This is a genomic window from Kosakonia quasisacchari (genome assembly GCF_004331415.1).
Lineage (GTDB): Bacteria > Pseudomonadota > Gammaproteobacteria > Enterobacterales > Enterobacteriaceae > Kosakonia > Kosakonia quasisacchari.
On record NZ_SJOP01000001.1, the window covers coordinates 296849 to 309137 of the forward strand.

11 protein-coding genes are annotated in these 12289 nt (G+C 54.8%); 3 read left to right on the forward strand and 8 right to left on the reverse strand.

Translation table 11 applies throughout. From position 1 onward, the window contains the following. The first annotated feature begins 39 nt into the window (after window positions 1-39). Complete coding sequence (locus tag E0L21_RS01460) at window positions 40-2694, forward strand: beta-N-acetylhexosaminidase (RefSeq protein ID WP_131406285.1); 2655 nt, start codon at window positions 40-42, stop codon at window positions 2692-2694. A gap of 115 nt (window positions 2695-2809) precedes the next feature. Here the strand turns inward: E0L21_RS01460 and fur are convergent, their stop codons facing one another. The 4 genes from fur to ybfF form a co-directional block, all read right to left on the reverse strand. Beyond that, complete coding sequence (gene fur, locus E0L21_RS01465; protein WP_007373881.1) at window positions 2810-3256, reverse strand: ferric iron uptake transcriptional regulator; 447 nt, start codon at window positions 3254-3256, stop codon at window positions 2810-2812. A gap of 291 nt (window positions 3257-3547) precedes the next feature. Continuing rightward, window positions 3548-4078, reverse strand: a complete 531-nt coding sequence (gene fldA / locus E0L21_RS01470; RefSeq protein WP_170312041.1) for a flavodoxin FldA — start codon at window positions 4076-4078, stop codon at window positions 3548-3550. 163 nt (window positions 4079-4241) lie between these two features. Next, complete coding sequence (gene ybfE / locus E0L21_RS01475) at window positions 4242-4523, reverse strand: LexA regulated protein (RefSeq protein ID WP_017455918.1); 282 nt, start codon at window positions 4521-4523, stop codon at window positions 4242-4244. Window positions 4524-4655: 132 nt separating this feature from the next. Further along, window positions 4656-5429 (reverse strand): esterase, encoded by a 774-nt coding sequence (gene ybfF, locus E0L21_RS01480; protein ID WP_131406287.1) that lies wholly within the window; start codon window positions 5427-5429, stop codon window positions 4656-4658. A gap of 182 nt (window positions 5430-5611) precedes the next feature. Here ybfF and seqA point away from each other — a divergent pair, with 182 nt between their 5' ends. Both seqA and pgm read left to right on the forward strand, forming a co-directional pair. Next, entirely contained in the window at window positions 5612-6166 is a 555-nt protein-coding gene (seqA, locus tag E0L21_RS01485) for a replication initiation negative regulator SeqA (protein ID WP_131406288.1), read from the forward strand. 24 nt (window positions 6167-6190) lie between these two features. Next, window positions 6191-7831 (forward strand): phosphoglucomutase (alpha-D-glucose-1,6-bisphosphate-dependent), encoded by a 1641-nt coding sequence (gene pgm / locus E0L21_RS01490; RefSeq protein WP_131406289.1) that lies wholly within the window; start codon window positions 6191-6193, stop codon window positions 7829-7831. A 51-nt stretch (window positions 7832-7882) separates the two neighbouring features. Here pgm and E0L21_RS01495 read toward each other — a convergent pair whose 3' ends face one another. From E0L21_RS01495 to kdpC, 4 genes are read right to left on the reverse strand one after another with little or no spacing between them, the layout of a single operon-like run. After that, the gene (locus E0L21_RS01495; RefSeq protein WP_131406290.1) at window positions 7883-8311 is read right to left on the reverse strand and encodes an EamA family transporter; all 429 of its coding nucleotides are present in this window, start codon (window positions 8309-8311) and stop codon (window positions 7883-7885) included. 33 nt (window positions 8312-8344) lie between these two features. Then, window positions 8345-9022 (reverse strand): two-component system response regulator KdpE, encoded by a 678-nt coding sequence (gene kdpE / locus E0L21_RS01500; RefSeq protein ID WP_131406291.1) that lies wholly within the window; start codon window positions 9020-9022, stop codon window positions 8345-8347. After that, window positions 9019-11706: a two-component system sensor histidine kinase KdpD gene (kdpD, locus tag E0L21_RS01505; RefSeq protein ID WP_131406292.1), complete on the reverse strand. Its 2688-nt coding sequence runs from the start codon at window positions 11704-11706 to the stop codon at window positions 9019-9021. The genes kdpE and kdpD overlap by 4 nt, the downstream gene beginning before the upstream one ends. A gap of 3 nt (window positions 11707-11709) precedes the next feature. After that, window positions 11710-12285, reverse strand: a complete 576-nt coding sequence (gene kdpC / locus E0L21_RS01510; protein WP_131406293.1) for a potassium-transporting ATPase subunit KdpC — start codon at window positions 12283-12285, stop codon at window positions 11710-11712. Window positions 12286-12289 lie beyond the last annotated feature (4 nt).

A 12289-nucleotide genomic window follows, 5' to 3' on the forward strand; every position in this document is an offset into this window, starting at 1 on the left:
CATGCCGGGTTCGTCCCGGCAAACTACAAGGAATATGTAATGAAAACAGTTCGTTTAAGTTTGCTCGCCAGTGCCGTACTGGCGATGCTGGGCAGCACTGCGGCGCTGGCGAATCAGAGTACCGTTGATGCTATCAGCCAGTTTCATCTCAATTATGCGGTGAAAGATAATTTCGCCGCGCAACACGGCGTGAACTGCGCGAAGCTCGGCGCGGATTGGGCCTCCTGCAACAACGCGGTGATCACGCTGACCAATAATGGCGACGCGGTGACCGACAAAGCCTGGGCCATCTATTTTCACAGCATTCGTCCGGTGCTGGAGGTGGCGAACGATCAGTTCAAAGTGACCCACATTATGGGCGACTTGCATAAGCTGGAGCCGACCGACAAATTCACTGGTTTCCCGGCGAAGCAGGCGATAGAGATCCCGATTATCAATGAATACTGGCAGTTGTTTATCACCGATGTGCTGCCGCGCTGGTACGTCACCGCCGACGGCGCGACGGCGAAAGTGATTGCCAATACGGACACGGAAGATTTATCCCGCTTTGTTACACCGCTTGATAATCATTGGAAACGGACGCCGGACGACAAAAATATCCTGATGACTGCCGAGGCGCGCTTTGAGAAAAATAGCGATGTGAAAACGCCCAATCTCGCGTCGTTGCGCGGCCAGATTGTGCCAACGCCGCAGCAGGTTAACATCCACGGGCAGGATGTCGACCTGAGCCAGGGTGTGAAGCTGGATCTTTCCGCGCTGAGTGTCGATGCACAAGACGCGGTGAAATCGCGTTTTGCGTTGCTGGGGGTGAAAGAGGGCAGTTATCCGCTGCGGACTGAAATTGCCAGCAATGTTTTTACCGGTGATCAAGCGGTTTCCGGGGCTTACCTGCTACACATTGGCGCGAAAGAAACCGTGGTGACCGGTTACGATCAAGCGGGGGTATTTTACGGTTTGCAATCGCTGCTGTCGCTCATTCCTGCCTCGGGCGAGATGAAGATTGCCGCGCTTGAGGCGAAAGATGCGCCGCGTTTTGATTATCGCGGCATTCAACTGGATGTTGGTCGCAACTTCCACAGTAAAGCGGCGGTGCTGCGCCTGTTGGATCAGATGTCAGCGTACAAACTCAACAAATTCCATTTCCATCTTACGGATGATGAAGGCTGGCGCATTGAGATCCCCGGCCTGCCAGAACTGACCGATATCGGCAGTAAGCGTTGTCATGATTTGAGTGAGAAAACGTGCCTGTTGCCACAACTGGGCTCCGGGCCGGACAGCAACAACAACGGCAGCGGTCATTTTAGCCGTGCGGATTACATCGAAATCCTCAAATATGCCAAAGCGCGACAGATTGAAGTGATCCCGGAAATCGATATGCCAGCTCATGCGCGTGCCGCCGTGATCTCAATGGAAGCGCGTTACGAGCGCCTGATGAAAGCGGGCAAAGAGAAAGAGGCGCAGCAATATCGCCTGCTGGATCCCACTGACACTTCGAACACCACTGGTGTGCAGTTCTATAACCGTACCGGCTATCTCAATCCATGCCTTGATTCGTCGCGTAACTTTGTGGACAAAGTGATTGGCGAAATCCAACAGATGCATAAAGAAGCCGGGTTGCCGCTGAATACCTGGCATTTTGGCGGTGACGAAGCGAAAAACATCTATCTTGGCGCAGGTTACACGGATCAGAAAAAACCGGAGGCGGGCAAAGGCATTATTGATCAGAGCAATCAGGATAAGCCGTGGGCAAAATCGCAAGCCTGCCAGACGATGATCAAAGAGGGCAAAGTTGCCGATGTTGAACATCTCTCCAGTTATTTCGGCGTGGAAGTCAGCAAGCTGGTGAAAGCGCACGGTATCGGCACAATGCAGGCGTGGCAGGACGGTTTGAAAGATGCCAAAGATGCATCAGTGTTCGCCACCGATCATGTCAATGTTAACTTCTGGGATACGCTCTACTGGGGCGGTTTTGACTCGGTGAATGACTGGGCGAACAAAGGCTTCCGCGTTGTGGTCTCTAACCCCGATTATGTGTATCTCGATTTCCCGAATGAAGTAAACCCGGCGGAAAGTGGCTACTACTGGGGCACGCGTTTTAGCGATGAACGTAAGATTTTCAGCTTTGCCCCGGACAACATGCCGCAGAACGCGGAAACCTCACTTGATCGTGATGGCAATCCGTTTAGCGCGAAGTCTGACAAATTGTGGCCGGGCGCGTATGGCCTTTCCGCGCAGTTGTGGAGCGAAGTGGTGCGCACCGATAATCAGATGGAGTACATGATCTATCCGCGAATGGTTTCGGTGGCTGAACGCGCATGGCACCGCGCGGGCTGGGAGCAGGATTACAAAGCCGGACGTGAGTATAAAGGCGGCGAGACACATCTGGTGGATGTGAAAGCGCTGGAAAGTGACTGGCAACGCTTTGCGAACCTGTTAGGTCATCGCGAACTGGCGAAACTGGATAAGGCTGGTGTTCATTACCGCTTACCGGTTCCAGGAGCGCGTGTGGTGGGTGGAAAACTGGAAGCCAATACCAGCTTCCCTGGCATGGTGGTTGAGTTCTCAACCGACGGCGGCAAACACTGGCAGCGCTACGATGATAAAGCGCGTCCGCAAGTAAGTGGGGAAGTGCAGGTGCGCACTGCCAGCCCGGACGGCAAACGCTTTAGTCGTGTCGACAGCGTAAAAGCGTAATTTGAGGCAGTGATTAAACCCGGGGGCGCGAGCTTGCCGGGTTTTTTCTTTCAGTGCCGGTATTGCAGGCAAAAAAAAGCCAACCGTCAGGCTGGCTTTTTGGGTTTCAAAGCAGTTATTTCGCGTCGTGCGCGTGTTCATCTTCGCGGCAGTCGCCTTCGGCGCAGTGACCGTAAAGGTAAAGACTGTGGTTAGTCAGACGAATGCCGTGTTTCGCGGCGATTTCACGCTGACGCGCTTCAATGGAGTCATCACTGAATTCAATCACTTTGCCGCAATCGAGGCAGATTAGGTGATCGTGGTGATGCTGCTGAGTCAGTTCAAAAACGGACTTGCCGCCTTCGAAGTTATGACGGGTCACAATCCCGGCGTCGTCAAACTGGTTCAGTACACGGTAAACTGTTGCCAGCCCGATCTCTTCGCCCATGTCGATCAGTCGTTTGTATAAATCTTCCGCACTGACATGATGGTTATCCGGTTCCTGAAGCACTTCAAGGATTTTTAACCGAGGAAGCGTGACTTTCAGGCCGGCCTTCTTTAATGCGGTATTGTTGTCAGTCATGCGGAATCTGTCCTGTTGCTATACGATTCACTTCCTTAGCGGAAGTTATAAGGAATGCACCTGGGGTAATGCGTCTCATTATAGAACTGCCATGGCTGGATGAAAACTGCAAGCCCTCAAGTAAAGTAAGCTTATAAAACGTGGTGTCGCCAGCAAAGTCCTTTACGACGGCACCCAGTTTAGCAGGGCTTATTGTACAGCGATGGAGAAAAAAGTTAAAAATTTGTAGCAATTATTTCCATTGCTTTTATCTATTAATACGGCGTAACCCACAGATTACGCCATAAAAAATCAGGCGTTAATGATATCGTCCAGATGCAGCTCTTCGCGCACCTGTTTTACCCATTTCTGTACGCGCTCTGAAGTCAGCTCTGGTTGACGGTCTTCGTCAATCGCAAGGCCAACAAAATGATCGTCGTCCGCGAGACCTTTAGAGGCTTCAAAATGGTAGCCCGCAGTTGGCCAGTGACCAACGATGGTTGCGCCGCGCGGTTCGATGATATCGCGAATGGTACCCAGCGCATCGCAGAAATACTCCGCGTAATCCTCCTGGTCGCCACAGCCGAACAGTGCCACTAATTTACCGTTAAAGTCGATCTCTTCCAGCGTCGGGAAAAAGTCATCCCAGTCGCACTGCGCTTCACCATAGTACCAGGTAGGAATGCCGAGCAACAGAATGTCATACCCTTCGATATCTTCTTTGCTGCTCTTGGCAATGTCATGGACGTCGGCAACGTCTTTACCTAGCTGACTCTGAATCATTTTCGCGATGTTTTCGGTGTTACCGGTGTCGCTGCCAAAGAAAATGCCTGTAATTGCCATGAGTAAAATAACCTCTTGAAACTTAATGAGTATGGTGGTGGCGCTACGCCCACAGATAAGGGCAATCATAGCAGAACAGGGAAGCGCGCGGAAACTGCTATCGCGTCGGACTGCACTGTATGACACATGAAAGTGTTATTTCGACGAGGTTTCGGAGGATTCGCTAGCCGCGCAGTGCCTTCAGCTGTGCCAACAGCATCTCTTCGATAAGCTCGCTGCGGCTCATATCACGCGCTTCTGCCAGCTCGTTTAACGCATCGACGGCTTCCACATTGAGTTTTAGTTCGACACGCTTAAGCCCACGAACTTTATCGCGTTTTAGCTGATTGCGTTTGTTGATGCGCAACTGTTCATCACGCGAGAGCGGGTTTGTCTTCGGCCGTCCCGGGCGACGCTCATTCGCGAACAGATCTAGTGTCGTACGGTCCGTTTGTTCTTTAGCCATGGTCTAAGCATACTACGGGAAAAACAAGCAATCGGGCGGCACGCCCGGGCTGAATAGCGCGCCATCATACATCAGCACAACGGACACGCCAACGACCGGGCGCGTTGAAACGACCGGTCGCCGCCTTTTTAATCAATTCGTCTTTTCAGCGAGATAGCGACGGATAGCGCGCAAAACCGCGTCGGGTTTCTCGGCATGTACCCAGTGGCCGGAACCGGCAATTACATGCGCCCGTGCCTGCGGGAACTGCGCCAGCAACGCGTTACGGTACGCTTCGGTGACATAAGGAGAGTTCCCACCGCGAACAAACAGGGCCGGTTTCTGCCATGCAGGAACCGTTTCCCAGCCGACAATATGCGGGTATTGATCCCACAACACCGGCACGTTGAAACGCCACTCGCCATCAACAAACGATTTCAGCAGGAATTGAATGACGCCTTCTTCATTTATATGTGCGCGCATTAATGTGGCGGCTTGCTGGCGAGTGGATGCCCCTGCATCGCTCACCGCGTTGATGGCGGCAAAAATTTCGTCATGGCGGCGCACCTGGTAATCCACTGGCGCGATATCAATCGCTACCAGTTGATCAATCCGCTCCGGCGCAAGTGCTGTTAATGCCATCACGGCTTTACCGCCCATGGAGTGGCCAATAAAGGTCGCTTTGTCGAGCTGAAGAGCGTCCAGCGTATCCAACAGATCCTGCGCCATTGCCGGGTAGTTCATTTCTGCTGCGCGCGGTGAAAGCCCGTGGTTACGCATATCCACTTGCAACACGTCATGATCCTGAACTAGCTCGCGAGCGAGCACACCAAGGTTATCGAGACTGCCAAAAAGACCGTGAACAAGGACGATCGGAGAATTGTTGTGCGGATGTTGCGCAGTTTGCGCGCGCGTATTCAATTTCATGGCAAAGTTCTTTTTTTCACTCATTCGGGTTAGGTTATTATGTTGAACATTCTGCCGCCCGGCCGCAAGGTTAAGAATTACTCTTAGTTTTGCCGCCATCCTGGTTTGACGCTATCCGCTGTTGAGATTTCACTTTATAATCCCAACACTTGTATTCAGATAAGATATCGCACTGGATTAAGATGAAAACGATCGAAGTTGATGATGAGCTCTACAGTTATATTGCCAGCCACACGAAGCACATTGGCGAGAGCGCATCCGACATTTTACGGCGCATGTTAAAATTTTCCGCCGTATCACAATCACAGCCGGCCGCTTCCCCTGCGCCGGTAAAAGAGACGCGTATTGTCAGCACTGTTGAAAGTGTTAAACCGACAAACACCGCCAAAGACAAAGTCCGCGCCGTGCGCGAGCTGCTTCTGTCTGATGAATACGCCGAGCAGAAAAAGGCGGTGAATCGTTTCCTGCTGGTGCTGTCTACACTCTACTTACTGGATGATAAAGGGTTTACGGAATCCACCGAGTCTCTGCATGGGCGCACGCGCGTATACTTTGCCGCGAACGAGCAAACGCTTTTGCAAAACGGCAATCAAACCAAGCCGAAACAGGTGCCGAACACCCCTTACTGGGTTATCACCAACACCAATACGGGTCGTAAATGCAGCATGATCGAGCACATCATGCAATCAATGCAGTTCCCCGCGGAATTGATTGAAAAAGTTTGCGGCACAATTTAATCCTTGCATTGAAAGGACCAGGCAATGGCTAACCATCCGCGTGCGGGGCAACCTGCACAACAGGGCGATTTGATCAACGTCGCTCAGCTTACTGCGCAGTATTACGTGCTGAAACCGGAAGTCGGAAATTCAGAACATGCGGTGAAGTTCGGAACATCCGGCCACCGTGGCAGCGCAGGTCGCCACAGCTTCAACGAGCAACATATCCTCGCCATCGCTCAGGCTATCGCCGAAGAGCGTGCGAAAAACGGTATTACCGGCCCGTGCTATGTGGGTAAAGATACCCACGCGCTGTCTGAACCCGCCTTTATCTCTGTGCTGGAAGTGCTGGCAGCCAACGGTGTAGACGTTATCGTGCAGGAAAATAACGGCTTCACGCCGACGCCTGCCATCTCAAACGCTATCCTGGTTCACAACAAAAACGGCGGCGCGCAGGCGGACGGCATTGTTATTACGCCGTCGCATAACCCACCAGAAGACGGCGGTATCAAATACAACCCGCCAAATGGTGGCCCTGCAGATACCAACGTCACCAAAGTGGTGGAAGATCGTGCCAACGCACTGCTGGCAGACGGCCTGAAAGGTGTAAAACGCATTACGCTGGATGCCGCGCTGGCGTCCGGTCATGTGACGGAAAAAGATCTGGTACAGCCGTTTATTGAAGGCCTGGCCGATATCGTCGATATGGCGGCTATCCAGAAAGCGGGCCTGAAGCTCGGTGTCGACCCGCTGGGCGGTTCCGGTATCGAATACTGGAAATGTATTGCTGAGCACTACAAGCTGGATTTGACCATTGTTAACGATCAGGTCGATCAGACGTTCCGCTTTATGCATCTCGATAAAGATGGCGTTATCCGTATGGACTGCTCCTCCGAGTGCGCGATGGCGGGTCTGCTGGCACTGCGTGACAAGTTCGATCTGGCCTTCGCCAACGATCCGGACTACGACCGTCACGGCATTGTCACTCCGGCTGGTCTGATGAACCCGAACTACTACCTGGCGGTCGCGATCAATTACTTGTTCCAGCACCGTCCGCAGTGGGGCAAAGAGGTTGCCGTGGGTAAAACGCTGGTTTCCTCGGCAATGATCGACCGCGTGGTAAATGACCTGGGCCGTAAGCTGGTGGAAGTTCCGGTCGGTTTTAAATGGTTTGTTGATGGTCTGCATGATGGCAGCTTCGGCTTCGGCGGCGAAGAGAGCGCGGGCGCTTCTTTCCTGCGTTTCGATGGCACACCGTGGTCAACGGATAAAGACGGTATCATCATGTGCCTGCTGGCTGCGGAAATCACCGCTGTCACCGGGAAAAACCCGCAGCAGCACTACGATGAGCTGGCAGAACGTTTCGGCGCACCGAGCTACAACCGTTTGCAGGCTTCTGCCTCTTCCGCGCAGAAAGCCGCGCTGTCTAAGCTTTCCCCGGAAATGGTCAGTGCCAGCACGCTCGCTGGTGACCCGATCACCGCGCGTCTTACCGCTGCACCGGGCAACGGCGCATCAATTGGCGGATTGAAAGTGATGACCGACAACGGCTGGTTTGCCGCACGCCCGTCAGGAACAGAAGACGCCTACAAAATCTACTGTGAAAGTTTCCTCGGTGCTGAACATCGTCAGCAGATCGAAAAAGAAGCGGTAGAGATTGTCAGCGAAGTGCTGAAAAACGCCTAAACGCTGAAAAGAAAAGGCTCCCTCGGGAGCCTTTTTACTGCCTGTTAGCCATTACCCCAGCGCCACCATCAGCGCACCGGCGGTTATCAACGCCACACCCGCCGCGGAAAGCAGCGAAATCTTCTCGCCAAACAGCACCACCGCCAGAATCACCGCAAACACCACGCTGAGCTTATCAATCGGTGCCACGCGCGACACATTACCGGTCTTGATCGCCATAAAGTAGAACAGCCACGACAGCGCACCGGCTACGCCGCTTAGTACCACAAACAGCAGCGCTTTTTTATCGGCGAAAACCGTCGAAATCAGCGACAGCTTGCCCTGAATCACTACGACACCCACCAGAAAAAGCGCCATCACCACCGCGCGGATGGCGGTCGCGGTATTGGCATCAAGATGTTGTAAACCGATTTTGCCGAAGATGGCCACCAGCGCAGCCGTCAGCGCAGACAACAAGGCATAAATTAACCAGGCACTCATGATTTCCCTCCCAAAAATCAGAAGGATACGCCGTCAGAGCATAAACCGGTAGCCGATACCTGTTTCCGTAAGTAAATGGCGAGGGCGCGCCGGATCGACTTCCAGCTTTTGCCGCAAATGCCCCATATAAATACGCAAGTAATGGCTGTGTTCCACGGCATTAGGACCCCAGACCTGGCTAAGCAGCTGGCGCTGCGTCAGGACTTTCCCGTGGTTATTGAGCAGTACCGCCAGCAGGCGAAATTCAATCGGTGTGAGGTGGAGTTCTTCATCACCGCGTTGGATACGGCGGTTAGCCAGATCGACGCGGATATCAGAAAAGGTAACGACCGGTTCGTCAGGCGTTGATGCAGCATGGCGGCGCAGTGCAACACGCAGGCGCGCCTGCAATTCGCCAATGCCAAACGGTTTGCTGAGATAATCATCGGCACCTGCATCCAGCGCGGCGATTTTGTCACTCTCTTCCGTTCGTGCAGAGAGCACAATCACCGGCATCTTGCTCCACTGGCGCAGGTCACGGATAAAGTCGAGCCCGTCACCGTCCGGCAGTCCCAAATCGAGGATCACCAGATCCGGTTTACGCGTGGCGGCTTCAATTAACCCGCGCTGGAGTGTCTCTGCTTCATGGACGCGCAGCCCTTCGGCTTCCAGCGCGGTGCGCAGAAAACGGCGGATAGCTTGCTCATCTTCAACAATCAGAACGTTGATCACAGATCCTCAGGTAATTCATCCAGTTGCGGCGGTGTTTCCCGTGGAAGTGTAACACAAAACAGCGCGCCTCCTTGTGGGCGATTGCGGGCGGCGATAGTACCGCCATGCACCTCGACAATCGCCTGGCAAATCGCCAGCCCCAGCCCAACACCGGGAATGGCTGACTCTTTCGTTCCGCGGGCGAATTTATCAAAAATCGCCGCTTCCTGACCTGTGGGGATCCCCGGCCCGTTATCCCATACATCCAGCGTCAACTGATCCGGTGTGCTGTGCGCGGTAATGCCGATTTCGGCGCGATGCCCGGCATATTTCACCGCATTTTCCAGCAGATTAATCAACACGCGCTCAAATAAAGGGCCGTCAACATGCACCAACATCAGCGGATCGGGCAGGTCGAGCGCAATATGCTGGCCGCCAAGCCCTGGCTCCAGCGTTCGCAACGCGCTGCCAATTACCTCTTCGAGGGTCAGCCACTCTTTTTTCAGGTTAAAGCCGCCAGACTGGATACGCGCCATATCCAGCAAATTGTTCACCAGCCGCGTGGTGTTCAGCACATGCTGGCGGATTTCGTTAGCTTGTGGCGCATGTTTTGAACCTTCGCTGGCCAAATCCAGCGTCAGGATTTCCGCCTGACCAAACAGCACGGTCAGCGGCGTGCGCAGATCGTGAGACAGCGCCGCCAGCAGCGAGTTGCGGATGCTTTCGCGCTCGCTGGCAAGCCGCGCCTGCTCTTCGCTGGTGGCTAACGCCTGACGCTCCAGCGCACTGGCGACCAGCAGCGTGAAGGTTTCCAGCAGGCGCTGCTGTTCCGGGATCATCAACTGGCGTAAATTCGCCGGTTCGACAATCAATAAACCGTGTGTTTTTTGATCGCTTTTCAGCGGCAGAATTTGGTACGGCACGCCGGGCAGGGTATCGGTACCAGCACCTGCTGGCTGGCCTTTATCAAAACTCCAGCGGGCGATGGCATCATCCCACGGCGTCATACCGTGTGTCTGCGTCACGGCCGCCAACTGGGCATGGCTGTTCGGCAGCAACAATTTGCTGCGCGCATTAAAGGTGGAGTGGATAAAGGTTTCGCTGGTCGCGGCAATATCCTGATTGCTACGCCCAACCGCCAGCGCTTTTGACATCTCATACAGATGGCGGGTGCGCTGCTCCCGGTAGCGCGCCACGCGCGCCTGGTAACGAACACCGGCCGTCAGGTTACCAATCACCAGGCCTACCGTCAGCATCACGCCAAACGTTAGCAGGTATTGCACATCGGAAACCGCCAGCGTACCACGTGGGGCAATAAAAAAGAGATCGAAGCTGACAACGTTAATTACCGTGGCGAAGGCAGAGGGCCAGCGCCCGAAAAACAGCGCCACCAGCACCACGCCAAGCAGATAGATCATCACCAGGTTGGCGGCATCAAATGCAGTCAGCCACTGCATAGCGATTAACGTAATGGCGGCGCAAAGCGCAAGCGCGACGACGCAGCCTTTGAGCTGCACGCGAAAGCGATCCATAAAGGGTCGCACATCCCCGGCGCGGGCGGGCAGGGGAGTTGGTACGTCCTCCAGCGCAATAATCACCAGATCAAGCTCCGGCGCGCGCCTGGCGAGCTTATCGGCAAAGGATTCCCGGCTCCACCACTGGCGCTTATGGCGCCTGCCGATCAAGATCTTGCCGAGATTATGTTCGCGTGCATAACGCAAAATGGCCCGGTCTTCAGCCGGGTCGGAAAGGGTGGCGGTTTCCGCGCCCAACTCTTGTGCCAGGCGTAGCGCACTTAAAATAGCCCGCCGCTGCGGTTCCGGTAGTTTATGCAGCGTCGGCGTTTCGACGTACACCGCATGCCAGGCGCTGCCGAGTTTTGCCGCCAGGCGCGCGGCGGTGCGAATCAGCTTCTCGTTACCGGCACCGTGGCCGACGCAAAGTAAAATCGCATCACGCGTATGCCAGACTTTTTCTTCACCCTGGCGGTCGCGCCAGGCGCGCATTTGGTCATCTACGCGATCGGCTGTGCGCCGCAGTGCCAGTTCACGCAGGGCAATCAGGTTGCCTTTACGGAAGAAGTGTTCAATAGCGCGTTCTGCCTGGCCACCGATATAGACTTTGCCTTCGTGCAAGCGTTGGCGCAGGTCATCTGGCGGTAAGTCCACCAGCACCACTTCATCGGCGCTGTCAAAGAAGGGATCCGGCACCGTTTCTCGCACCTGAATCCCGGTCACGCCGCTAACGACATCGTTCAGGCTTTCGAGGTGCTGAACGTTGACGGTGGTAAACACATCAATTCCCGATTCCAGCAGCTCTTCGACATCCTGCCAGCGTTTCGGGTGGCGCGAGCCGGGCGCGTTACTGTGCGCCAGCTCGTCCATCAAAATAAGCGCTGGACGCCGCGCAAGGGCGGCGTCCAGATCAAACTCCTGAATTAAGCGTCCGCGATGATGAATGCGCCGGGTGGGCTGCGTTGCCAGCCCCTCCAGCAGCGCGGCGGTCTCTTTTCTTCCGTGGGTTTCCACCACGCCAATCAGAATATCCAGCCCTTGTGCCCGCAGTCGCTGCGCTTCCTGCAGCATCGCAAAGGTTTTCCCGACCCCGGCGCAGGCGCCAAAAAAGACTTTCAGTTTGCCCCGGTGCGCGGTTGCAGCGTGCTCCAGCAGGCGGTCGGGATTGGGGCGCAAAGGCTCATCAGTCATGCTTTATTTGTCCTTGAGCGCATCCAGCGCCAGATTAAGTTCCACCACATTCACCACCGGCTGGCCGATAAAATTCACCAGCGGCGTTGAGGTGTGTTCTGCCACCAGTTTCGCCACCGCCTGCACCGGCAGGTTGCGCGCCTGCGCCACCCGAGAGATCTGCCATGTGGCAGCCTGTGGTGATAGCTGCCCATCCAGGCCGCTTGCCGAGGTGGTTATAAGTTCCACGGGTACATGGGCGTCTGCTTGCGGGTTTTCGGCCCGCAGTTGCGCGACGCGCTGCGCCACCTCTTTATCCAGTTCTGGGTTGCTGCCCGCCAGGTTACTGCCGCCGGACGCCATAGGATTATACGGCGCGTCTGCTGTGGCGGAAGGGCGGCCGTGAAAATATCCCGGTTGGGTAAAATTCTGCCCTAACAACAGTGAGCCGCGCACGCTGTCACCTTCACGAATAAGTGAGCCGTTGGCCTGATCGTGAAACCACCATTGCCCCAGCGCGGTGGTCAACAGCGGGTAAAGCCCACCGGTAATCAGGGTAAAGAGTATCAAAAGCAGAAATGCGGGACGTAATAAAGCCATTTTA